Source organism: Streptomyces kryoterrae (genome assembly GCF_054072135.1).
Genome location: NZ_CM133358.1, coordinates 1,797,319 through 1,819,693, shown reverse-complemented (window position 1 = coordinate 1,819,693; position 22,375 = coordinate 1,797,319). Strand labels below are relative to the sequence as shown.

The 22,375-nt window shown below is 69.6% G+C and carries 20 protein-coding genes and 3 pseudogenes; 12 read left to right on the top strand and 11 right to left on the bottom strand.

The window, feature by feature from the left end; translation table 11 throughout:
* Positions 1 to 54 precede the first annotated feature (54 nt).
* The 3 genes and pseudogenes from ACW4TU_RS07565 to ACW4TU_RS07555 form a co-directional block, all read right to left on the bottom strand.
* Complete coding sequence (locus tag ACW4TU_RS07565) at positions 55 to 744, bottom strand: GAF and ANTAR domain-containing protein (RefSeq protein ID WP_457425895.1); 690 nt, start codon at positions 742 to 744, stop codon at positions 55 to 57.
* Positions 745 to 946: 202 nt separating this feature from the next.
* Positions 947 to 1,171 carry a hypothetical protein gene (locus ACW4TU_RS07560; protein WP_457430763.1) on the bottom strand — a complete coding sequence of 75 codons (225 nt, stop codon included), beginning with the start codon at positions 1,169 to 1,171 and terminating at the stop codon, positions 947 to 949.
* Between the two features lie 127 nt (positions 1,172 to 1,298).
* A pseudogene (locus tag ACW4TU_RS07555) lies at positions 1,299 to 1,526 on the bottom strand (carotenoid oxygenase family protein); the annotation flags it as partial.
* Between the two features lie 337 nt (positions 1,527 to 1,863).
* On the opposite strand from ACW4TU_RS07555, the gene ACW4TU_RS07550 reads away from it, so the two are divergent.
* On the top strand, positions 1,864 to 2,613 hold the full coding sequence (locus ACW4TU_RS07550; protein ID WP_457425893.1) for a transposase: 750 nt from the start codon (positions 1,864 to 1,866) through the stop codon (positions 2,611 to 2,613).
* A 108-nt stretch (positions 2,614 to 2,721) separates the two neighbouring features.
* On the opposite strand, the gene ACW4TU_RS07545 is transcribed toward ACW4TU_RS07550, so the two are convergent.
* Together ACW4TU_RS07545 and ACW4TU_RS07540 are read right to left on the bottom strand one after the other, a co-directional pair.
* Positions 2,722 to 5,010 (bottom strand): ATP-binding protein, encoded by a 2,289-nt coding sequence (locus ACW4TU_RS07545; protein ID WP_457425891.1) that lies wholly within the window; start codon positions 5,008 to 5,010, stop codon positions 2,722 to 2,724.
* A 161-nt stretch (positions 5,011 to 5,171) separates the two neighbouring features.
* Positions 5,172 to 5,588 (bottom strand): hypothetical protein, encoded by a 417-nt coding sequence (locus ACW4TU_RS07540; RefSeq protein WP_457425890.1) that lies wholly within the window; start codon positions 5,586 to 5,588, stop codon positions 5,172 to 5,174.
* Positions 5,589 to 5,824: 236 nt separating this feature from the next.
* Between ACW4TU_RS07540 and ACW4TU_RS07535 the strand changes: the two genes are divergently transcribed.
* Positions 5,825 to 6,157, top strand: coding sequence for a hypothetical protein (locus ACW4TU_RS07535; RefSeq protein ID WP_457425888.1), 333 nt, complete (start codon positions 5,825 to 5,827; stop codon positions 6,155 to 6,157).
* Between the two features lie 10 nt (positions 6,158 to 6,167).
* A complete protein-coding gene (locus ACW4TU_RS07530) occupies positions 6,168 to 7,403 on the top strand; it encodes a winged helix DNA-binding domain-containing protein (RefSeq protein ID WP_457425886.1) in 1,236 nt (411 codons plus the stop codon).
* A 127-nt stretch (positions 7,404 to 7,530) separates the two neighbouring features.
* On the opposite strand, the gene ACW4TU_RS07525 is transcribed toward ACW4TU_RS07530, so the two are convergent.
* From ACW4TU_RS07525 to ACW4TU_RS07515, 3 genes are all read right to left on the bottom strand, one after another.
* On the bottom strand, positions 7,531 to 8,319 hold the full coding sequence (locus ACW4TU_RS07525) for a S1 family peptidase (RefSeq protein ID WP_457425884.1): 789 nt from the start codon (positions 8,317 to 8,319) through the stop codon (positions 7,531 to 7,533).
* A gap of 268 nt (positions 8,320 to 8,587) precedes the next feature.
* Positions 8,588 to 11,416 (bottom strand): helix-turn-helix transcriptional regulator, encoded by a 2,829-nt coding sequence (locus ACW4TU_RS07520; protein ID WP_457425882.1) that lies wholly within the window; start codon positions 11,414 to 11,416, stop codon positions 8,588 to 8,590.
* Positions 11,417 to 11,601: 185 nt separating this feature from the next.
* The gene (locus ACW4TU_RS07515; RefSeq protein ID WP_457425880.1) at positions 11,602 to 12,438 is read right to left on the bottom strand and encodes a response regulator transcription factor; all 837 of its coding nucleotides are present in this window, start codon (positions 12,436 to 12,438) and stop codon (positions 11,602 to 11,604) included.
* A gap of 146 nt (positions 12,439 to 12,584) precedes the next feature.
* On the opposite strand from ACW4TU_RS07515, the gene ACW4TU_RS07510 reads away from it, so the two are divergent.
* Positions 12,585 to 14,255 (top strand): AMP-binding protein, encoded by a 1,671-nt coding sequence (locus ACW4TU_RS07510; RefSeq protein WP_457425878.1) that lies wholly within the window; start codon positions 12,585 to 12,587, stop codon positions 14,253 to 14,255.
* The gene (locus tag ACW4TU_RS07505; RefSeq protein WP_457425876.1) at positions 14,252 to 15,838 is read left to right on the top strand and encodes an AMP-binding protein; all 1,587 of its coding nucleotides are present in this window, start codon (positions 14,252 to 14,254) and stop codon (positions 15,836 to 15,838) included. Before ACW4TU_RS07510 ends, ACW4TU_RS07505 begins: the two co-directional genes overlap by 4 nt.
* Before the next feature lie 239 nt (positions 15,839 to 16,077).
* On the opposite strand, the gene ACW4TU_RS07500 is transcribed toward ACW4TU_RS07505, so the two are convergent.
* Positions 16,078 to 16,827: a hypothetical protein gene (locus ACW4TU_RS07500; RefSeq protein ID WP_457425874.1), complete on the bottom strand. Its 750-nt coding sequence runs from the start codon at positions 16,825 to 16,827 to the stop codon at positions 16,078 to 16,080.
* 201 nt (positions 16,828 to 17,028) lie between these two features.
* Here ACW4TU_RS07500 and ACW4TU_RS07495 point away from each other — a divergent pair.
* Positions 17,029 to 17,418: pseudogene (locus tag ACW4TU_RS07495) on the top strand (thiamine pyrophosphate-binding protein); the annotation flags it as partial.
* 6 nt (positions 17,419 to 17,424) lie between these two features.
* Here the strand turns inward: ACW4TU_RS07495 and ACW4TU_RS07490 are convergent.
* Positions 17,425 to 17,544 (bottom strand): annotated as a pseudogene (locus tag ACW4TU_RS07490) (NAD(P)-binding domain-containing protein); the annotation flags it as partial.
* Between the two features lie 51 nt (positions 17,545 to 17,595).
* On the bottom strand, positions 17,596 to 18,435 hold the full coding sequence (locus ACW4TU_RS07485) for a TIM barrel protein (RefSeq protein WP_457425872.1): 840 nt from the start codon (positions 18,433 to 18,435) through the stop codon (positions 17,596 to 17,598).
* 198 nt (positions 18,436 to 18,633) lie between these two features.
* Between ACW4TU_RS07485 and ACW4TU_RS07480 the strand changes: the two genes are divergently transcribed.
* The 6 genes from ACW4TU_RS07480 to pucL all read left to right on the top strand — a co-directional run bounded on the left by ACW4TU_RS07480 (position 18,634) and on the right by pucL (position 22,375).
* On the top strand, positions 18,634 to 19,605 hold the full coding sequence (locus tag ACW4TU_RS07480; protein ID WP_457425870.1) for a hypothetical protein: 972 nt from the start codon (positions 18,634 to 18,636) through the stop codon (positions 19,603 to 19,605).
* A gap of 124 nt (positions 19,606 to 19,729) precedes the next feature.
* On the top strand, positions 19,730 to 19,984 hold the full coding sequence (locus ACW4TU_RS07475; protein ID WP_457425868.1) for a YkoF family thiamine-binding protein: 255 nt from the start codon (positions 19,730 to 19,732) through the stop codon (positions 19,982 to 19,984).
* Positions 19,981 to 20,361: a helix-turn-helix domain-containing protein gene (locus tag ACW4TU_RS07470; RefSeq protein WP_457425866.1), complete on the top strand. Its 381-nt coding sequence runs from the start codon at positions 19,981 to 19,983 to the stop codon at positions 20,359 to 20,361. The genes ACW4TU_RS07475 and ACW4TU_RS07470 overlap by 4 nt, the downstream gene beginning before the upstream one ends.
* A 151-nt stretch (positions 20,362 to 20,512) precedes the next feature.
* Positions 20,513 to 21,025, top strand: a complete 513-nt coding sequence (uraD, locus tag ACW4TU_RS07465) for a 2-oxo-4-hydroxy-4-carboxy-5-ureidoimidazoline decarboxylase (RefSeq protein ID WP_457425864.1) — start codon at positions 20,513 to 20,515, stop codon at positions 21,023 to 21,025.
* A 5-nt stretch (positions 21,026 to 21,030) separates the two neighbouring features.
* Positions 21,031 to 21,447 carry a hydroxyisourate hydrolase gene (uraH, locus tag ACW4TU_RS07460; RefSeq protein WP_457425862.1) on the top strand — a complete coding sequence of 139 codons (417 nt, stop codon included), beginning with the start codon at positions 21,031 to 21,033 and terminating at the stop codon, positions 21,445 to 21,447.
* Positions 21,448 to 21,454: 7 nt separating this feature from the next.
* A complete protein-coding gene (pucL, locus tag ACW4TU_RS07455; protein ID WP_457425860.1) occupies positions 21,455 to 22,375 on the top strand; it encodes a factor-independent urate hydroxylase in 921 nt (306 codons plus the stop codon).

Below are 22,375 nucleotides of genomic sequence, written 5' to 3'. Positions count from 1 at the left end.
GTTCAGGTTCCTCTGGTTCGGACATGGTGCCGGGGGAGCCGCCCGCCCCTTGGGTCACGGCAGGCTGCCATGTTCGCAGACCCGCCGGGCGACCTCACGGAGCTTGGTGTTGTTCTGCTGCGAGTAGCGGCGCAGCACGTCGAAGGCCTGCTCCTCCGTGATGTGGTGGCGGCCCATGAGGATGCCCATCGCCTCTCCGATGACATGGCGGGTGGCGACGGCCCGTTCCATCTGGGCCTGGGTGCGGGCGCTGGAGAAGGCGACCGCCGCATGCGAGGCCAGCAGCCACCCGGCCAGCTCGCTGGCCTCGGTGAAGGCACCGGGTCTACGGGAGTAGAGGTTCAGCGCGCCAAGGTCCTCGTCGTCGGTGAACAGCAGGAAGCCCATCACACTGCCCACACCGAGCGCGTGGGCCTGCGGGGCGTAGGCGGGCCAGCGCGTCTGCTCGGCGGTGACGTCCGCGATGCGGAAGACCCGCTCTCCCCGGGAGGTGCGGGCCACATCGAAGCAAGGCCCTTCAGCCAGCCGCTCCTGCAGCTGATCGCTGTCGATGACCAGCTGGTCGGTCGGGGCGAGGGTCTCCACCTTGGTGCCCCGCAGCACCAGGATGCCGGCCGCGTCGCAGCCCTCCACCAGCTCGGTCGCCGACTTGGTGATCCGCTGGAGGGTGGCGTTGACCGACTCCTGCGCCAGGAGATCCCGCGCCATCGACGCCATCTGCTGGGCGAACCGTCCCCAGTCCACTACGTTCTCCGCCTCTCGTCCGGTCCGGACAAGCCTCATACCCAGTTTTTCACGCGCGCCTCTGGACGGCCTCTGTAGCGACGCGATCGGCCTTTCACTCTCCGTGTCGGTGACCTGATCGCGACCGAACGCCGACCCGGAACAGGCGGCGGTGGTGAACGCGCCCTGCCCGCTCGGTCGGGAACGCGGGTGATCAGTGTGATCAAGGATGTGGGCGCACCGCGCGACGCCGTGGTTCGCCGGGGTTGGCCTGCGCTGCGGGGCCCTCCACGACCCTGGTGGTGTCGTGCAGGAAGTCGTGCTTGGCCAGCCCGTCACTCATGGTGTCGGCGGCGAGGGAGCAGGTGGTGACGAAGTAGCCGTAGCGGTGTTCCAGCCGAATAGCGTCGTTGATCCGCGGGAACTCGCCGACGAGGCCGCTGAGCATCTCCTGGGATGTTGACCGGAGTGTCGAGCTGATCGGAGGGGTGCCCAGCCCGGTGATGCGGTGCGTCGACGTGGTGCCAGACGACCTTGCTGGTGCTGCGGTTCATGAGGACGAACTGCACACCGTGGGGGAACGACTCCTCGTCCCAGCCGACACCCGGCCTGCCCCGCATGATGTGGTCCAGCCGAAACTGGGCCGGGGTGACGAAGAAGATCGCGTGGTTCTCGGTGACCGCGAAGTCGTGCATGGGCACGGGCACCTTGATGCCGAAGGCGTGGCTGTCGACGACCTGCCCGGCCTTCACGTCCGCCGGGTACCAGGTGATGATCGGGCCGGTCGCGGCGAAGAAGAGCAAGTCGCCCGTGGCCGGGTCGGTCTTGCAGGGGGCGGTGCAGAGTACGTCGACGCCGCCGTGCAGTCGTAACTACCGTACGTCTTCAGGGTTTCCGGGTGCATGGCGTACGGCAGGCCGTCCTCGTAGTAGACCAGCAGGTGGTTGTCGAAGGTGCCGAGATTTGGAGGCCCTGGACTGCCTCGACGCCGACGAGAAGCCTCTGTCTGAGGAACGCGAGTACTGAGCTCTTTCAGAGTGGCCACTGATCGGGTGACGACGTCGACGTCCGCAACGGACAAGGCCCCTATGCCGTTGAGGGAGGTGTTCGACGTCTCAACTCATCGGCGCAGGAGCCTTGTTGGTTGCCTATCCTGCCGCATTCGACCTGCCTCATGCCCTGGTCGAGTGGGTCACCATGATCATCGTCACCCGTGAGGGTGACCGACGTTGCAAGCTCCCACCGCACCAACGTGCCCTCGTCGGCCTGGTGTACCTACGCAAGCACGACACCCTCGCCCAACTCGCGGCCGGCTTCGGCATCTCCGTCGGCACCGCCCACTCCTACACGACAGCCGTCATCGACCTGCTCGCCGACCGCGCACCCGGGCTTCTGCGAAGCCTGCGCGAAGCCGACCCCGACTACGTCCTGCTGGACGGCACCCTCACGGAGTGCGACCGGGTAGGCGACAGTCGGGCCGACTTCTCCCAAAAACACCGACGTCACGGCGTGAACGTGCAGGTGGTGACCGATTCAGCCGGACGACTGCTGTGGATCTCGCCCGCACTGCCCGGCCGCGCGCACGACCTGACCGCGGCCCGCACTCACCGGATCATCCGAATCTGCGAACGCCAGGGCATCCCGATCCTCGCCGACCGCGCCTACATCGGAGCCGGCCCATGGGTGACCACACCACGCAGGCGCCCACCCGGCCGCGATCTCACACCCACCCAGCAAACCGTCAACCGCGCACTGTCGGCGGCACGCGCACCGGTCGAGCGAGGCGTCGCACGGTTGAAGTCCTGGCGCATCTTCCGCAAAGCTCGGTGCAGCCCGAACCGAATGTCGTCAATCGCAGCCGCCGTCCTCACCCTGGAGCGGCACCGCTGAAAACGCTCACTGATCGAGTGGCTGCGGGCTCCACCGGGCCGTTCGGCAGCGGGTGGCGGGCCGCACAGGAAGACGGCACGACGGAGGAAAACCTGGCCGAATTTCTGCTCAGCCGTTTGCGCCGCTTTCCGGCGACTCGGAGATTCGTGCGAAGGCTTGAACGGCCCGCTCATACAGGGCGCATGCTTTGTGTGGACCGGCGGGCTGCGCAAGCAACGTCCCCATGGCGCTGTGCACCTCTCTCTCCCATTTGGTGTGGCCGATTTCCTTGTGTCGCGTAATTGCTTCCCCTGAAGCGGCGACTGTTCCGGCGTAGTCACCGATTCGATACTGCAGTCGACCCAAGTCGTACAAGGCGTTGCATTCGACGATACGGGACCCAATTCTATGGTAAAATTGTACCGCGCTTTGCAGGAGGGAGATTGCCGTCAGGAGATTATCGGTGAAGCTGTGCAAAGTGCCCAAGTCGTATGCGGAATTGGCCTCGCCGAGAGAGAAGCCGAGGCCCCGATACTGCTCCGCCGCCTGCTTCATGAGTGTGATCGCTCCTGGTGGGTCGCCTGCCCGGTACCGCACATGGCTCAGGTCGAAGAGTGTGTTGGCTTCGATGAGACGGAATCCGTAAGCACGTGAGACTTTCAGAGCTTGCTGAAATAGCGTGCTTGCTGCGGCGTAGTTCCCATTCTGGTACTCGGCCGCCCCCAGGCCGTGGAGGGTCCTGGCCTGGCCGTGGTGGTCGCCGACGCGGTGGTAGATCTCCCGCGCCTCAGTGAGCAGATCTGCCATCGCGCGATGGTTTCCGGCCTGGAAGAGCAGGCGGCCAAGCTCGTGAAGTGCGTCAGCCTCCCCGTGAGGGTCGCTGTAAGCCCGGTAAATCGCCAGTGCTTTTTCCTGCAGTTGCTGCGACTCTTCATGGTCTCGTGTCAGACGTCGAACGGTGCCGAGCGCACTCAGGGTGTCGGCCTCGCCCAGGCGGGACCGGGCGTGGTAGAGCGTGAGAGCCGATTCCAGAGCCTCGGCGGCTGAGGCGTAGTCACCGGTCAGCTGCTGTGCGGCGGCGAAGTCGAAGAGGGCGTCGGCCTCCCCGAGTAGGTCCGCTGTGTGACGGGCGGCCACGGCGGCGGCGCGGTGGAGGACGGCAGCCTCTTGCCAGGGCCCCTCCTGATACAGGAAGGCGGCCACTGCACCGGCCAGACGGACCAGGTGCGCATGACGACCGCTGACACCGGCGTGGTTGATGCAAGCGATGAGGTTGGGACGTTCGGTCCGCAGCCACGTCAGGGCATCGTTCCGGGTGGCCAGAGCCGGTACTGCGCGTGGGCAGGTGCTGATGGCCCGCGTGCCGGCGCGAGAACGGCTGACGAGATGGCGATTGGCGGCTTGGGCTGCTTCGAAGAAGTAGTCCAGTAGCCGGTCGGTGGCGCTGCGGCGGTCCTCGACAGGACCCTGAGCCGCGAGATTGCGTGCGTACTCACGCACGAGATCGTGCATGCGGTAGCGGCCGGCTGCGGGCTCGTCGAGTAGGCAGTGGGCATGCAGAGCGCTCAGATGCCGACGGGCTGAGAGAAGAGGGATGTTGTCAAGGGCTGCTGTGGCATAGGCGTCGATGTCAGATCCCGGGTGTAGGCCGAGGCGACAGAAGAGGCGCTTCTGATCGGCATTCAAATCTCGGTAGGAGAGAGCGAAAGCCGTGGCTACGGGTGCCTCCTCCGCTTCGAATGCCCCGAGCCGATCCTGGGCCTCCACGAATTCTGCGAATTCGGCTGCGAACTGAGAGACGCTGCACGCCTGGCGGTGCGCCAGTCGCGCGGCAAGTAGCGTGATGGCCAGGGGCAGGTAGCCGCACTGCTGGACGATCTCGCCGACCGCATCAGCCTCAGGGCCAGCGAGGGAGCGCCGGGAAATGCGAAGGAAAAGGTGGACCGCCTGCTCGGGCGAGAGGATCCCCAGGGCGAGCAGCTTCGCACCCGGGATGGCGAGCAGGAATCGGCTGGTGATGAGTACCCGGGCATCCTTGGATGATGGAAGCAGGGGCTCGATCTGGCTCCTGCTCGCTGCGTCGTCCAATATCAGCAGGACTCTCTTGTCCGCGAGGCGGTCGCGCCACATGGCAGCCCGGGCATCCAGCGTGGCAGGGATGAACTGCGGGGGGACCCCACTGTTCATGAGAAGGCCGACGAGGATCTCGGATGGGTCGACCGGTTGTTGGCTCGGCGAATGAGCATGCAACTGGACAAAAATCTGCCCATCGGGAAATCGATCCGCCAACAGGTGAGCGGCCTTGGTCACGAGGGCGGTCTTGCCTACTCCTGCCATGCCGTCAACTGCGTGGACTGCCAGGACCCGGCCCCGCTCGTTTTCTTCGATGAGTTGCGTCAGTTCCAGTTCACGGCCCACGAATTCGGCTACGTCGGATGGGAGTGTCCTCACGGCAGGCGGGGGTGGCAGGGGCGAGGCGTGGTAATTGATGTCCCCGGCGGCCAGGTATATTCGGGATTCGTTGTGAGCGTGGCCCTCCAGGTGCACCCGTGGAGGATCGGACCTATCGGGCCACATGATCACGACCCCGTGATGTGTTGATCACGCGCGGCCATGAAGACCCGGGAATTGTCATGAGCTTCTGCCTTCAACAGCACCGATCGCGTCCGGTCCCGCTCGTCCGAGGGCAAGGTCGGCACGAGATACTCCTCAAGTAGCTGCTGTACTGCGCTCGCCAAGGCAGGAGAATCGCCGACCAGCTGCTGAAGTCGCAGGTGCCACACGCCAGCCAGAGCTCGTACGGTGCCCTGATCGGCACGGTCAAGAGCAGCCATCACTTGGGCGCGAACCGATTCCAGTTCACTTCCCACGGCATCTGCCTCTTCAGGACGAACCCGCTGCCACAACGCCACCACCGCTGTGCGCGCCTGTTGCCACCCGTCGGTAGCCATCGCACCTATGAGGGCCGTACCTGCCGCTAAAACGATCGGATCCATCCTCACCCCTTAAAGTGGGCGTGCTGGAATTACTGTAGTTGGGAGGGGCGGGGTATGGAAATGTTCGGGACGTCGCGAACTGTCGTGTGATTCCTGGGGGCGAATTTGGTTCAGTGGCATTGGATGTTTCTGAGGTTTCAGGGTGGTCTCCACCGCTCGGAGCCCCAGCGTCGGTCAGGTGCCGCAGTGCGGCTCCCCTCCGCGTCGGTGATGTTGTATGCGCGACTGTCGTATACGTGTCCGGCGTCGACGGTTCTCCGGCCGCGAGTGCGGAAGGAAAGGTGCCGACCGCGCCGAAATCGATCCGCATCGACCGACTGGACGGCGTACCGATCTACGTGATCATGGACAATCCGTCCGCTCACAAGGGCCCCGGCCCTGCCGTCCGGCGCTGGGCGAAGAAGCGCAAGGTCGAGTTGTGCTTCCACCCCCGAGCACGCGTTGAGATGCGACCGGATGAAGAGCGGCGCAGGATGTACGGGGCAAACGGCACCCACCCCGGGCCCGAGCAGCCTCCAGGCCGGGCCCGGCAGGAATCGCGGACCGAAACTGTCCGCAAGGGGGGCTAGCGTGCGGCACATGCAGAACACGGCGAAGCAGAACACGGCGACGACGGCCTCGGCGAAGACGGCTTCGGGGGCCGCCCCGACGACGAGCCCGGGGCCGGCCGCGACAGGAGGGCCCGCGCCCACCGCCGCCGCCCCCGTCCTCGGCCCCCGCGCCCTCAACCGAGCCACTCTCGCCCGCCAACTGCTCCTCACCCGGTCGTCGATGTCCGTCAAGGACGCTCTCACGCACCTCCTCGGTCTCCAGGCGCAGAACGTGAAGCCGCCGTACTACGCCCTTGCCGCCCGCCTCGACGGCTTCGTCCCCGGGGAGCTGTCCCGGCTCATGGCCGACCGGGAGGCCGTCCGCATCGTCACCATGCGCTCGACCATCCACACCCACACCGCCGACGACTGCCTCACCCTGCGCCCGCTCGTCCAGCCCGCCCGCGACCGCGAACTCACCTACTTCCGCAAGGGACTTGTGGGCGTCGACCTCGACCGGCTCACCGCCCTCGCGCGTGATCTCGTCGAGGCCGAACCGCGCACGATGAAGCAACTGCGCGAGGCGCTCCTCGTCGAGTGGCCGGACGCCGACCCGCAGTCCCTGTCCGTCGCCGCCCGCTGCCGGCTCCCGCTCGTCCAGGTCACCCCGCGCGGTCTGTGGGACCGCAGCGGCCAGGTCGTCCTCACCACCGCCGAACACTGGCTCGGCCGAGCGGCCGAACCGGACCCGGCCTCGCTGCTGGACACGACCGTGCTCCGCTACCTCGCCGCCTTCGGCCCCGCCTCCGTGAAGGACATGCAGACCTGGGCCGGTCTGACCCGGCTGCGCGACGCCTTCGAACGACTCCGTCCGCGGCTGCTCACCTTCCGGGACGAGCACGGCACCGAGCTCTTCGACCTCCCCGACGCTCCCCGTCCCGACCCGGACACCCCGGCACCGCCGCGCTTCCTGCCCGAGTTCGACAACCTGCTCCTCTCGCACGCCGACCGCACCCGCGTCGTCCCCGCCGACCTCAAGGGCCGTACCTGGACGGGCAATCAGGCGCACCGCGTCCTCCTCGTCGACGGCTTCCTCGCGGGACTGTGGAGCCTTGTGGACCGCACGCTCACCGTCGAGCCCTTCGGTGAACTCACAAGGGGCCGGCGGGCGGCGGTGGTCGAGGAGGGTGAGCGGATGCTCGCCACGCTGCACGAGGGAACGGCGTACGACATCCGGTTCGGCACCGTCGTACGGGAGCGGGAGCGGGAGCGGGAACGTGGATAGGGGGCGTTGCGGACCGCTCGTGGCCGGTCCGCAACGCCCCCTGGCATTCACCTGAGGGGTGCTCAGGAGACTGTGGTGGCCGGGCCCTTGCCGCCGCAGGGGCCCGTGGTGACTACCTGATCGGTGGTTACGACGCGACCTGCGTCGCCACCAGGCTCGAGAAGGTGGTCAGCCGGGTGTAGACCCCGGGGTAGCCGGCCTCGGCACAGCCCTCTCCCCAGGAAGTAATACCTGCCAGGACGCCGCCGATCATCAGCGGGCCGCCGCTGTCGCCCTGGCAGGTGTCAACGCCGCCGGAGGTGTATCCGGCGCAGACCATGTCGCTCGCGATGTAGCTGGAGCCGTACGAGCTGGAGCAGCTGGAGTTGGAGACGGTCGGGACCGTCGCCGTGCGCAGCTGGTTGGAGGAGCTGCCGTTCTCGGAGGTGGTGCCCCAGCCGATGATGCGGGCTGTGGTGCCGGCCGCGTAGACGCCGGTCTGGGACGAGGTGACGTAGGACGCCGTGGTGTACGGCATCGAGGTCGCGAGGGTCAGCACGGCCACGTCGTCGCCGTTGGTGGCGTCGGTGTAGCTCGGGTGGATCCAGATCTTGGTGACCTTGCTGACGGTGCCGTTGGTGCCGTTGAGGTAGGTACGGCCGCCGACGACCCGGACGCTGCTCGTCGTCTCGCCGACCATACAGTGGGCCGCGGTCACGACCTTGGTGGCGGAGACGAGGGTGCCACCGCAGAACTGGTTCTGCGAGGCGTCCGTGATCTGCATGACGTACGGGTACGTCGCCGCGGTGGTCGTGGAACCGCCCACGATCGGCTGGGGCGCGGCGACGGCGGGGGCGGCGATGAGTGCGGTCGATGCGGCGGCAGCGGTGGCCACCAGGACAGCGGCGGCCTTCTTGGCACGGGCGAGCCCGAACATGGGTTCTCCTCTTGTGGGGATTGCCGGTGGGGGGACGCGCGGGTGTGTGTGGGGGGTTTCTGCACGGGGCGGTGGTGCTGCTCCGTGTGCCCGGCGAGCGGCACATCCACAAGGTAGGAGCCGGATAAGGACTCTCCCAATGAGGGAACCCCCTAGGGGATTCGGGGGAGGGAAAACCCTCGGTCGTACGGGGTCGACGGCACGGTACGGTGAGAGCGCAAGGATGGATCGCGCACAGGTGCACGGCCGTACGGCGGGTATGCGGGCGTTACTTGGGGTGGCGTCCCGCCGCCAGCCTGACAATGTCCACCCGAGACCGGATACCCAGTTTCCGGTACACCCGGGTGAGTGTCGCCTCGACCGTCTTGACGCTGATGAACAGGCGTCCGGCGATCTCGCGGTTGGTCGCGCCCTCCATGACGAGCGCCGCGACCTGACGTTCCATCGCGGCGAGCCCGTCGAGCGCGGCGACCGCCTGCGGCTGCTGAACGAGCGGCTGCGGCGCGGGACTGGGCACGGTGGCCGCGTCCACCCTGCGCAGCCAGGGCAGCGCGCGGCAACGTCTGAACAGGCGGGCCGCCTCGTCGTACGACGTAGGGGCGGGAGTGGCTCCGGGCCCCGGCGGTCCGGTGCGCAGCTCCGCCAGGGTGAGGGCGGCCCGTGCCTCCTCAAGTCCGTAGCCCAGCTTGGCGAGTCGGTCCTGCGCGGACGTCAACTGGGCCAGAGCCGCCTCGCGTTCACCGCGTGCCGCGCGTACCAGAGCCTCCGAGCGGTCGAGCACCGCGAGCACGCTCTCGCGCCCCAGCCGCAGCGCGTGGGCGCGCGACACGTCGATGACCTCCTGCGCCTCGTCCAGCTCGCCCACGCGGACCAGTGCCTCCGCGAGGTCGCCCTGCCAGCGTCCGCGCGCCGGGTCGTCGACGCCGAGATCGTGCTCCAACTCCCTTGCCCGGCGCAGCGACTGCACCGCGCCCGGCGCGTCCCCGGCCACCAACCGGGCGTATCCCAGGGCCGCTTGGGCCCGGGACAGGTACATCAGGTCGCCGTTCTCCTCGGCGTGCTCGACCGACTCCCGGGCCAGCGCGAGCGCCCGGTCCACGTCACCGCCGGACGCCTCCGCCAGCGCGGCGAGCATCGCGGAGGCGACCTCGCCGATACCGGTGTCCCGGGCCAGCCGCAGGCTCTCCCGGGCCAGGTCGAGGGCCCGGCCGCAGTGCCCGCAGCGCAGTTCGGTCTCGGCGAGGCCGCGCAGGAAGTGCACCTCGCTCTCGACCGATCCGCGCCGGCGCACCTCGCGCAGCAGGGTGGTGATGGTGGCCCGCGCCTCGGGCAACTGGTCGCTCATGATCAGCCAGCGGAACCGGGCCGAGCCGATGCCGTTGTGATGGACGGTCACCTTCGGGTCCTGGGGCTCCTTCAGGGCGCGCTTGATGGTCGCGGGCGCGTCCGGGTGGCCCATCAGGGTCTCGGTGTGGGCCTGGAAGGAGAGCGACATCAGCTCCATGTGCCGGTCGCCGCCCCGCTCGGCGAGCTCCGCCGCGCGTGCGGCCTCCTCGCGGCCCTCGGCGAAGTCGCCCTCCACGAGCAGCGCCCGCCAGGCCAGTTGGTAGTGGATCAGGGCGAGCAGCTGCGGGTCGTCGCCCGCGTCGGCCAGTGCCTGCGGGAAGACGGCGTCGACCTCCGTCATGGCATGGCCCGCCGTGTCGATCACGATGATCCAGGCCCGCACCCGTTCCGCGGGCACCGTGCTCCGGGCGAGCACCTGCCGGGCGACGTCCCGCGCGAGATCCAGCTCACCGGCGGTGATCGCGTCCTCGGCGGCCCGCAGCCGGTGCTCGTCAGGGTTCGGCGCGCCGTCGGCGGGGGCGTACCGGGCGGCGAGCAGCCCGAGCGAGGAGGCCACCGAGGGCGCCCCGCGGTCCCGGGCCAGGGCGGCGGCCTCGGCGAGCCGCGCGGCCACCTCGGGATCCGTGCCCTCGGCGGCCAGGGCGAGGTGCCGGGCCCGCTCGATGAGGTCGGAGGCGGCCGTGGACAGCGCGGCGTGCGCGGCGCGGCGCTCCTGGGCGCTCGCCTCCGCGTACAGCGCGGCCGAGACGAGGGGATGCGCGAACCGTACGGCCGGACCCTCGGGCTCGGTCGCCAGCAGCCCGAGGGCCGCGGCCTGGGCGGTCTCCGCCTCGGCGTTCTCCCGGCCGGCCGCGTGCAGCAGGGCCAGGGTGGGACGGGCGCCGGCGCTCACCACGAGGAGGGTGCGGCGGGCGTCGTCCGACAGCATCTCCAGGCGGCTGAGGACCAGCGCGCGCAGTGAGGTCGGCACCGGCAGCGGCTCGCCCGGGCGCGGGGGAGTGGGGTTCTCGGCCAGGGCCCGGCCCAGTTCGAGGGCGTACAGCGGGTTGCCGGCGCTGATGCGGTGGATCTCCCGCACGGTCGAGCGCGGGAGGTCGTAACCCCGGTGCTGGAGGAGGGCCTCCACCTGGGGGCGGGTCAGCGGGTTCACCCGGACCGCCAGGGTGTCCGGCGTGGACGCGCGTAGATAGCGGTCGTACTCCTGTCCGTCCGTCCGCCCCGCGAACAGCATCCGTACGGGGTCGTCGCCCAGGCGGCGGGCGGCGAAACCGAGGAGTTCGGTGCTCGCGGTGTCCAGCCACTGCAGGTCGTCGGCGACGACGAGGACGGGGCCCTTGGCGGCCAGCGCGCGCAGCGCGGACAGCACGGCCAGCCGCAGTGCGAGCCCGTCACGCTGGAGCGTGGACTCGCCACGGCCGGTGAGTGCCGACTCCAGGGCGACACGCTGGGCGACGGGCAACTGGGCTGACACCTCGTCGAGGGCGAGCCCCAGAAGATCGGCGAGTGCGAGGAAGGGGAGATGCGATTCGGACTCGGTGGCCGAGCAGCGCAACACGGTCCGTGCCGATTCGCCGTATTCCGCGGCCAATGTCCTAAGGACGGTGGACTTTCCTATTCCGGCCGTTCCGTGCAGGAGTACGCTGCCGCCGCGCGAAAGCTGCTCGCGCGCCGAGACGAGCGCTTCGTCCCGGCCTATGAGCAGGTCGGGGCGGCATCGGCCAGGCTCCTGGAAGTCCCGTCGCACGGTCACCGCTCCCCTCCTGTGTCGTGTGGGCCCCAATATTAGGCAACAGATCTTTGAATTTCGGACCGGCGGCCGGGTGAGGCAAATAACAGGACGGTTGAGGCATCGGAAAATTCAAGTCACATGTGAATGAATACACGGTATGCGTGTGCGGAGCGTGACGACGAATTTCCCTCGGGGGCAACGGATCCTCAGGGCAGCAGCCCCGCCCGCCGCGCCGCCACGACCGCCTCCCCGCGCGAGTGGGCGCCCAGCCTGCGCATCGCCGAGCGCAGATAGCCCTTCACCGTCTCCGGACGCAGCCCCAGCCGCTCCGCGGTGACCGCGTTGGACGCCCCCGAGGCGACACACGCCAGGACGTCCAGCTCACGCGGTGCCAGTGCGACCTCGCCCTCGGGCCGCCCGGCGGCCAGCAGGCCGCACGCGTCGAGCAGCGCGCCCCGCAGCTCCGGATCGGTGATCCGCGGGGCCAGCGCGCGCAACGCCGCGTGCGCCTCCCGCACCTGCTCCCACGCTCCGTCACCACGCCCCCCGGTGCCGGCGGGCTCCGGCCGCGCCGCCGCCAGCAGCTCCCGCGCCCGGTCCCGTACGACGAGCGCCTGCTCCACGTCCCGGGCTGCCTCGACCGCCGCGCCGATCGTGCGGTCACCCAGGGGCTGGGCGCTGCGCAGGGCGCCGTACAGCACTCCCCGCACCCGGCGCGCCACGACGACCGGGACCGCCACCACGGAGCGCAGGCCCTCGGCGGCGACCGGGATGTCGTACTCGTGGCTGATCACCCGGGAGACGGAGTAGTCGGTCACCGCGCACGGGCGGGCCAGGGTCACCGCCCTGCCGCCCAGGCCGTTGCCGGCGGTCACCGCGAGCGCGCGCAGCGCCTGGGTGGAGGTGCCGCTGAGTTCGCTGATGCGCATGTGCCGGCGCCCGGATTCGACCAGCCCGCCGAAGGCGACCGGCAGCCCGGTCACCCGCCGCAGCCGGGCCAGCGCCCGCTGCACCTCCGCCGCCTCCGCCGTGTCTGCTGCCACGTCTTCGCCCCTTCGTCGCGGCCCGCTCGTGGTGTGTTCGCCGGTGTAGGTCGCACTCACCCCCGTTCGGGGGTAGTGAGACCTGCATCACGGATTACACGATGTCAGAGTGTCGCCCGGCAATGGTCCGGGACCGAGGAGGACTGATGACGACGGTGACCGAGCGCTTCCGCGAGGCGCGGGACTTCCTGCTGGCCCACCGCGAGGACTACGCCACCGCGTACGAGGGTTTCAGCTGGCCCCGCCCCGAGCGCTTCAACTGGGCCCTGGACTGGTTCGACGTCATCGCGGACGGGAACGACCGCACCGCTCTGCACATCGTCGAGGAGGACGGCTCGGAGGCCAGGGTGTCCTTCGCCGAGATGTCCGCCCGCTCGAACCGGGTCGCCAACTGGCTGCGCGGGCTCGGGATCCGCCCCGAGGACCGCGTCCTCGTCATGCTCGGCAACCAGACCGAGCTGTGGGAGACGGCCCTCGCCGCGATGAAGCTCGGCGCCGTTGTCATCCCCGCCACCCCGCTGCTCGGCCCCGCCGACCTGCGCGACCGGGTGGAGCGCGGCCGGGTCGCCCACGTCCTGGTCCGCGCCGAGGACACCGGCAAGTTCGACGAGGTGCCCGGCCGCTACACCCGGATCGCGGTGGGCGGCGCCCCCGAGGGCTGGCAGCCGTACGAGGACGCCCACGACGCCCCCGCGGAGTTCACGCCGGACGGGCCGACCCACTCCGACGACCCCCTGATGCTCTACTTCACCTCGGGCACGACCGCCCGCCCCAAACTCGTCGAGCACACCCACGCGTCCTACCCCATCGGGCACCTGGCGACCATGTACTGGATCGGCCTCAAGCCCGGCGACGTGCATCTGAACATCTCCTCGCCCGGCTGGGCCAAGCACGCCTGGTCCAACCTCTTCGCGCCCTGGATCGCCGAGGCGACCGTCTTCATCCACAACTACACGCGCTTCGACCCCGCCCGGCTGATGGCGGAGATGGACCGCGCGGGCGTCACCTCCTTCTGCGCCCCGCCGACCGTCTGGCGGATGCTCATCCAGGCCGACCTGACCCAGCTGCGCACCCCGCCGCGTGAGGTCGTGGCCGCCGGTGAGCCGCTCAACCCCGAGGTCATCGAACAGGTGCGCCGCTTCTGGGGCGTCACGATCCGGGACGGCTTCGGCCAGACGGAGACCGCCGTCCAGGTCTCCAACAGCCCCGGCCAGCCGCTGAAGACGGGCTCCATGGGCCGCCCGAGCCCCGGTTACCGGGTCGTCCTCCTCGACCCGGTCTCGGGCGAACCGGGCGCGGCCGAGGGCGAGATCGCGCTCGACCTCGCCACCCGCCCGGTCGGCGTGATGACCGGCTACCACGGCGACGCCGACCTGACAGCGGAGGCGATGGCCGGCGGCTTCTACCGCACCGGGGACATCGGATCGCGCGACGAGGACGGCTACATCACGTACGTCGGCCGGTCCGACGACGTCTTCAAGGCCTCCGACTACAAGATCTCCCCCTTCGAGCTGGAGAGCGCGCTGCTGGAGCACGAGGCGGTGGCGGAGGCCGCCGTGGTCCCCGCGCCGGACGAACTGCGCCTGGCCGTACCGAAGGCGTACGTCGTGCTCGCGGCGGGCTGGGAGCCGGGACCCGACACCGCGAAGGTGCTGTTCGAGCACAGCCGTGAGGTCCTCGCCCCCTACAAGCGCCTGCGCCGCCTGGAGTTCGCCGACCTCCCCAAGACCGTGTCCGGCAAGATCCGCCGCATCGAACTGCGCGAGGCGACGGCGGCGGGCTCGACGGACGAGTACCGCGAGGAGGACTTCCGGTGACTTCCTACGCTCACGGGACCGGCGACACCCCACTGTTGGGGGACACGATCGGCGTCAACCTGGACCGGGCCGTCGCGAGGTGGCCCGACCGTGAGGTGCTGGTCGACGTGCCCTCTGGCCGACGCTGGACGTACGCCCAATTCGCGGCGGATGTCGACGAGTTGGCGTACGCGCTGATCGCGAGCGGGATCGCCGGGGGCGACCGGGTGGGTATCTGGGCGATCAACTGCCCCGAGTGGGTGCTGGTCCAGTACGCCACCGCGCGGATCGGCGCGGTCATGGTGAACATCAACCCGGCCTACCGCACCCATGAGATCGAGTACGTCCTCAACCAGGCCGGGATCTCGCTGCTCTTCGCCTCTGCCGGTCACAAGACGAGTGACTACCGGGCGATGGTCGAGGAAGTGCGAGGCAGATGCCCGCAGTTGCGGGAGACCGTGTTCATCGGGGACCCGAGCTGGGACGCGCTGATCGCGCGCGGCACCCCGGTGCCGTTCCCGGAGCTGTCCTGCGACGACCCGATCAACATCCAGTACACCTCTGGCACGACCGGCTTCCCCAAGGGGGCCACGCTCTCCCACCACAACATCCTCAACAACGGTTATTTCGTAGGGGAGTTGATCGCCTACACCGAGCAGGACCGGGTGTGCGTCCCGGTGCCCTTCTACCACTGCTTCGGCATGGTGATGGGCAACCTCGCGGCCACCTCGCACGGCGCGTGCGTCGTGATCCCGGCGCCGTCCTTCGAACCGGCGGCGACCCTGCGGGCGGTGGCCGAGGAGCGCTGCACCTCGCTGTACGGCGTACCGACCATGTTCATCGCGGAGTTGAACCTTCCCGACTTCGCGACGTACGACCTGTCGTCCCTGCGCACCGGCATCATGGCGGGCTCGCCCTGCCCGGTCGAGGTGATGAAACGGGTGGTCGCCGAGATGCACATGGCCGAGGTGTCCATCTGCTACGGCATGACGGAGACCTCCCCGGTGTCCCTCCAGACCCGCCGGGACGACGACCTGGAACACCGCACCGGCACGGTCGGCCGGGTCCTGCCGCACATCGAGGTCAAGGTCGTCGACCCGGCGACCGGAGTGACCCAGCCGCGAGGCAGTGCGGGGGAGTTGTGTACCCGCGGCTACAGCGTGATGCTCGGCTACTGGCAGGAGCCCGAGAAGACCGCAGAGACGGTGGACGCCGGCCGCTGGATGCACACCGGTGACCTCGCGGTGATGCGCGAGGACGGCTACGTCGAGATCGTCGGCCGCATCAAGGACATGATCATCCGGGGTGGGGAGAACATCTACCCGCGCGAGATCGAGGAGTTCCTGTACGGCCATCCGAAGATCGCCGACGTCCAGGTGGTCGGAGTGCCGCACGAGCGGTACGGCGAGGAGGTCCTCGCCTGTGTCATCCCGCACGAGGCCACCGAACCACTCACCCTCGACGAGCTGCGGGCCTTCTGCGAGGGGCGGTTGGCCCACTACAAGATCCCGAGCCGGTTGCAGGTGCTGGACGCCTTCCCGATGACGGTGTCGGGGAAGGTGCGGAAGGTGGAACTGCGGGAGAGGTACGCCGGGGAGCGGTGAGGGCGGCGGTTCGGCGGCCGGGGTTCAGGTTCTGGGAATCCCAACCACTACCTCAGCAACGGTGGTGACGGCTTGCGGAGGCGGAGGCGGGGTCGGTGGTCGAGGGGCGTCTCGGTTGCTGTGGCGCGGATTCTTCCGCGGGCTCCGAGGGGGGTTCGCCTGGGCACGGAGGGCGGCGGCTCGGGCGGCCGGGGTTCAGAGGCTGCGTATGCGGAGTCCGGGGCAGGGCTGCCGGGGTCTCAGACCCCGCTGGCGTCGAGGTCGTCGGCCGGGGTGTTGACCGGCTGCGGAGTGCCGGTGAGGTCGAGGACGAACAGGGGGACGCCGAGGGTCTCGGCGCCGGCGCGGGCCTCGTCCTCGTATCCGGCGAGGGAGAAGTAGACGCAGTCCGAGGACTCCGTCATGGCCGTCAGCCACAGGCACTCGATGTCCCGCAGCGACGCCGGGCTCACCGTCGGGTCGACCTGCGCCAGGACTCCGCGGGCGGCGAGCCCCACGCCGGACGGGGGCCGCTGGTCGGCGCGGCGGATGTCGTGGTAGCCGAGCCAGCGCAGATAGAGGGCGGCGGCGGTGACCGCGTCGCGTGCGGTGCGGATGGTGACGGGCTGGAAGGCGCGCCGGGGGCGGGCGGAGGGGCGGGGGGTGCGGAGGGCGCCGGGGAGTTTCGGGGCGCCGGGCGGGGGCGGGGCGTCCTTCGTCCGTGGCCCGGCCGGCCGGGTGTCCGGGACCGGCCGGGTGACCGGAATGCGCAGCACCGTGCCGCAGGGGCAGCCCAGTTCGGGGTGCGGCCACTGGTCCCCGCGGCCACAGGCCGTGCAGCGCACGGTGATCCACTGCTCGTCCCAGACGCGGTGGGTGACGGCCGTCGCCGCCTCCCGCGGATCGAGCGACGGTCTGACCGGCGCACCGCACGCGCACGGATAGGACGGCGCCGCGTACAGATGCTCGCGCAGGCAGGCCGGACACCGCACCGGCATGCTCTCGGCCATGGCCAACTCCACTACGTGACGTCGGGGTCAGAGCCCCATCGTGCTCCACACGACCCCTGCTTGTCCGTCTCTTGACGGCCTTCGCGAGCCCACTTACATTGTTTCCAGATTACGGAATATGAATTCCATAATACAGAAATGGCACGGAGACTTTCTCTCTCCGTGGGGCGCGACGGGAGTACGAATCCGAGGAGTTGCACCATGGCTCGTATGACCGCCGCCCGCGCGGCAGTCGAGATCCTCAAGCAAGAAGGTGTCACGCACGCGTTCGGTGTTCCCGGCGCGGCGATCAACCCCTTCTGCACGGCGCTCAAGGCCGCCGGCGGGATCAGCCACACCCTCGCCCGCCATGTTGAGGGCGCCTCGCGCGTGGCGGAGGGCTGCACGCGCACCCACCCCGGCAACATCGGTGTCTGCGTGGGCACTTCGGGCCCGGTCGGCACCGACATGATCACGGGGCCGTACTCCGCGACCGGCGACTCGATCCCGGTCCTCTGCATCACCGGCCAGGCGCCCACCGCGGTGATCCATAAGGAGGACTTCCAGGCCGTCGGCATCGCCTCCATCGCCCGGCCGGTCACGAAGACGGCCACCGCCGAGCCTGTCCTGTTCCAGGGTGAAGCCGGTGACGTCGTAACCCGCCTTGACGAGGTTCTCGGACATGGGTGAGCCCATGATGCCGAGGCCTGTCCAGGCGACCTGGGGAAGATCGGTCATGACGGGGCGCCTCTCTGCTGCTGTGCTGCTCGGGACGGCAGGGGGGTGATGTCAGGGGGTTCGGCGCGCTTCGCGCGGCAGCCAGTCGAACGCCTCGGCGCTCGGCCGGTCGCCCGGCTTGTACTCCAGGCCCACCCAGCCCTCGTAACCGGCCTTGCGCAGCCGCTCCAGGTGGTCCGCGAGCGGGAGCGTGCCGGTGCCGGGGGCGCCACGGCCGGGGTTGTCGGCGATCTGGACGTGGCCCGTCTTCGCGGCGAACCGGTCGATCACCGAGGGGAGGTCCTCGCCGTTCATGGACAGGTGGTAGAGGTCCATCAGGAAGCGCGCGTTGTCGAGGCCGGTCGCCAGGTTGACCCGGTCGACGACCTCCACGGCGGCCGGGGCGCTCACCAGCGGATACCGGGGTGACTCCGGCTTGTTGAGCGCCTCGACGAGGAGAATCGCGCCGATACGGCTCGCGGCCCGGGCCGCGAGCCCCAGGTTCTCCAGCGCCAGCGCGTCCTGCTCCGCCGGGTCCACGCCCTCGACGCGGTTGCCGTACAGCGCGTTGAGCGCGCCGCAGCCGAGCGACCCGGCCAGACCCGCGGCCACCTCGATGTTGGCGCGGAACCGCTCCGACTCCTGGCCGGGCACCGAGAGGGCGCCCCGGTCCGGGCCCGGCAGCTGTCCGGCGTAGAAGTTAAGGCCGGTGAGCCGGACGCCGGCGTCCTCGATCGCGGTCCGCAGGGAGTCAAGCTCTGTCTGTGCCGGGGTGGGGGAGTCGGGCCAGGGCCACCACAGCTCGACCGCGGTGAAACCGGCGGCCCGGGCCGCCGCGGGGCGCTCCAGCAACGGGAGTTCCGTGAAGAGGATCGAGAGGTTGACGTTGAAGCGCTGCTCTGGGAATTCCATGGCCGTCGGCGCCTCCCTTATTCCGTATGGTGGAAATAACTTTCTACTTGATGGAAGACTGCCGCCGAGTCTCGGAGCTTGTCAAGAGGGCTCTCCCAAGTGGCGGGGTGGCAGGAGGGCGGTTACACAGGGTTCAACGTTCATATGAGCGGGGCGCACGTCTCCCGTGTGTCAGTGCACTGAAGTTGTGAGGCAAACATGGCCGTCGAGCCATTCCCTGCCTGCCCGGAGAACTCCGGAACAGGCGAAACCCGTACCGTCACCCGCATACGCACGAACGACCTGGTGCGCACCGTGGTCGTCGCCAGACCCCTGGACGATGTCGTCCAGCTCGTCACCCTCCTGGAGCAGTCCCCCGACGGCCTGCCGACCGCGGCGACCGTCCTGCGGGTCGCGGCGGTGGCGCGCTCCGTCGAGGACGTCTCACGCCTCGTGGAACTGCTGGGCCCGCCGGCGCACGGTGTCGACCGGATGGACGAGGCGATCCGGACAGCCGCCGAGCAGCGGCCGGTGGCCGAGGTCGGCCGCCTGGTCGCGCTTCTGCACGCGGCCCCGCACTCCGCGCACGCGGAGGCCCAGGCGGTACGGGCCGCCGCCACCGGAAGGCCCGTCGAGGACCTCGTGCAGCTGATCGGCGGCATCGGCGACGTCCAGGACCGGGAGCGGGACCCGGATCCCGCGATCGCGAACACCGCACCGCGGGTCCAGGAGGCGGCGGCCGTGGCGCGTGCCGGGAGACGTGACGTCCTGTGGCTCCGCCGGGCTGTCGCCGTCCTCGTCATGCTCTGCGCCGCGGCCCACTTCCCGCTCGACTGGGTCGATGCGCCGAGGCATGGCCTGGCCGCCGCGCTCGGCGTCTCCGCGCTGTGCCTGCTGGCCGGTGCGGCGCTGTGGTTCGGCCGGTCGCCGGCCGTGGCCGCCGCTGCCGTGATCGTGTCGGGCGCGCTCGCCGCCGCCCATCTGGTGGGCGGGCATGTCGGCTCGGAGACACTCGCCTACGTACGGCAGGCGGGCGGAGCGGTTTCCCCGCTGCCCGCTCTGGCGGCCTGGGCCGCGACGCTCGCCGCGCTGGCGGCGCTGGCCGTGTCCCTCATCCGCGGACGGCGTGTCGGCGGTGCGCGTGACACCGCCCCCGACCCTGTCCTGAAGGTGAACTCCCTGCGTCTGTAGGCAAGTTCGGGTGCGGGGTGCATGCCTTCCGGGATGGGCCCGCATCCCTGCTGAATGTCGCAGGGGAGTCCGTTAGGGTCGTGTCCGAGCGGCTGGGACACGACCTGACGGAAGAATGGGCACAGTGCGACTGCGAGTGGAGTTCACGACCGAGCCCTTCGATCTCGACGAGGCACCCGCGCACGCGCTGGTCGCCCGCGAGGTCATCGAGGCGGCCGAGCTGGACGCGGTGGACGTCGGCCCGTTCGGCAACACCGCCGAGGGCCGCGCCGACGCCGTGCTCACCGCCCTGGACGCGCTGCTGCGCAGGACCCTGGAGGCCGGTGCGACCCGGATCTCCCTCCAGGTCAACGTGATCGACGAGGAAGGCGGCCGGTGACCGGCGCCGGGGACGGGTCCGTCACCGAGGCTTTCGTCGCGGCCGTGAAACCGCTGGTCGACGCCATGGGCGGCGAGATGGTGGCGCCCGGCCAGGCCGGCCCCGACGACGTCGTGCTCGTCTGGGAAGGCGCCGACGTGATCGCCGTACGCCTGCCACAGCTCGCCGACTCGCTCGATCACATCCTGGCCGCCCTGGAACGCGGACACGGTAAGCCGCTGGCCGAACTGGACCGCAAGGCCAAGCAGGAGACCGTACGGATACTCGAGGCGCGCGGCGCCTTCTCCGTGCGGCACGGGGTCGAGACCGTGGCGAGCGCCCTCGGGGTCAGCCGCTTCACGGTCTACAACTACCTGAACCGCGAGAAGCAGGCCTGACTGGCCTGACGGACTCGGGGTGACGGGCGTTGTTACCCGGAATTTTCAACAAAGTGTTGACGTCTCGTCGGCGGAAGGCGTTAGCTGTGCGCAGCCAGCCCGGCGTGCCGTCCGCACGCGCCCAGCACGCACAAGGCGACGGAGGTCTGCCGTGACGTCGAGTACGACCCCTGGCGGCCTCGCCCGGTTCAACGCCCTGGAGGAGTCCGCGGCCCGGGCCGCCCTCCACGAGGCCTGCGCCTCGACGGCCTGGGGACGGCACCTGCTCGCGAAGCGCCCGTACGCCACCGCCGAGGACCTGTACACGGCGAGCGACACCGCGACGGCCGACCTGACCCCCGACGACCTCGCCGAGGCGATGGCCGGACACCCGCCGATCGGCCGCCCCAAGCCCGGTGACCCGACCTCCGCCCGCGAACAGCGCGGTATGGCCGGCGCCTCCGAGGAGCTGAAGGCGGAGATGCTCGAACTGAACCTCGCCTACCAGGAGCGGTTCGGCCATGTCTTCCTGATCTGCGCGACCGGCCGGACCGGCGAGCAGATGCGCGACGCGGTACGGGAACGGATCGGGAACACGCCGGAGCGGGAGCGGGAGATCGTCCGCACCGAACTGGGGAAGATCAACCGCATCCGGCTCCGCAACCTCGTACAGGAAGAGCAGTGACAGACATGAGCACCGACGCCATCGATCCCACCGCCTTCGTCGCCTCCGTGTCCACGCACATCCTGGACACCAGCGTCGGCCGGCCCGCCGCGAGTGTCGCCGTGCGGCTCGCCGCGCGCAGCGGGCGCGAAGCGGACTGGCGGGCGCTCGGCGGCAGCGCGACCGACGCCGACGGGCGGTGCAAGGACCTGCCGGCGCTGCCGGAGGGCACGACCCACGTCCGGCTCGATTTCGAGGTCGAGCCGTACCTGGAGAAGAAACAGGCCGATGCGCAGCAGGACGCCCCCGCGAACCGGGACAGCGGTGCGGCGGGAGCGTTCTTCCCGGAGGTGGCGATCACGTTCGCCGTCGTACCGGGCGAGCACTACCACGTACCGCTGCTGCTCAACCCGTTCGGCTACTCCGTATACCGAGGGAGCTAGCAGCACCATGACCGATCCAGCAGGCAAGGGCCGCCCCGTGTTTCTCGGGCAGAACCAGTACGGCAAGGCCGAGAACCGCGTCGTGCGCGTCACCCGCGACGGCGCCACCCACCACATCAAGGATCTCAACGTCTCGGTGTCGCTCTCCGGCGACATGGACGAGGTCCACCTCTCCGGCTCGAACGCGAACGTCCTGCCGACGGACACCACCAAGAACACGGTGTACGCCTTCGCCAAGGAGCACGGCATCGACTCCGCCGAGCAGTTCGGCATCCATCTGGCCCGGCACTTCGTGACCACCCAGGAGCCGATTCTGAGGGCGCGCATCCGGATCGAGGAGTACTCCTGGGAGCGGATCGAGGCGGCGGGCGAGGGCGAGCACTCCTTCGCCCGGCAGGGCCAGGAGACCCGGCTGACCCAGATCACGTACGACGGTTCGTCGTGGGAGGTGGTCTCCGGGCTCAAGGACCTGGTCGTGATGAACACCACCGACTCCGAGTTCTGGGGCTACGTCAAGGACAAGTACACGACGCTGCCCGAGGCGTACGACCGCATCCTGGCGACCCAGGTGTCCGCGCGCTGGCGCTTCAACTGGTCCGACGAGGCACGGGAGATGCCCGACTGGGAGGAGTCCTACGCGCAGACCCGCAAGCACCTGCTGTCCGCCTTCGCGGAGACCTACTCGCTCTCGCTCCAGCAGACCCTGTTCCAGATGGGCGCGCGGATCATCGAGCAGCGCGAGGAGATCGACGAGGTGCGTTTCGCCCTCCCCAACAAGCATCACTTCCTGGTCGACCTGAAGCCGTTCGGGCTGAAGAACGACAATGAGGTCTACTTCGCCGCCGACCGTCCGTACGGCCTGATCGAGGGCACGATCCTGCGCGACGGCGCCGAGGCGCGCATCCCCGCCGACCTCACCAACCTCTAA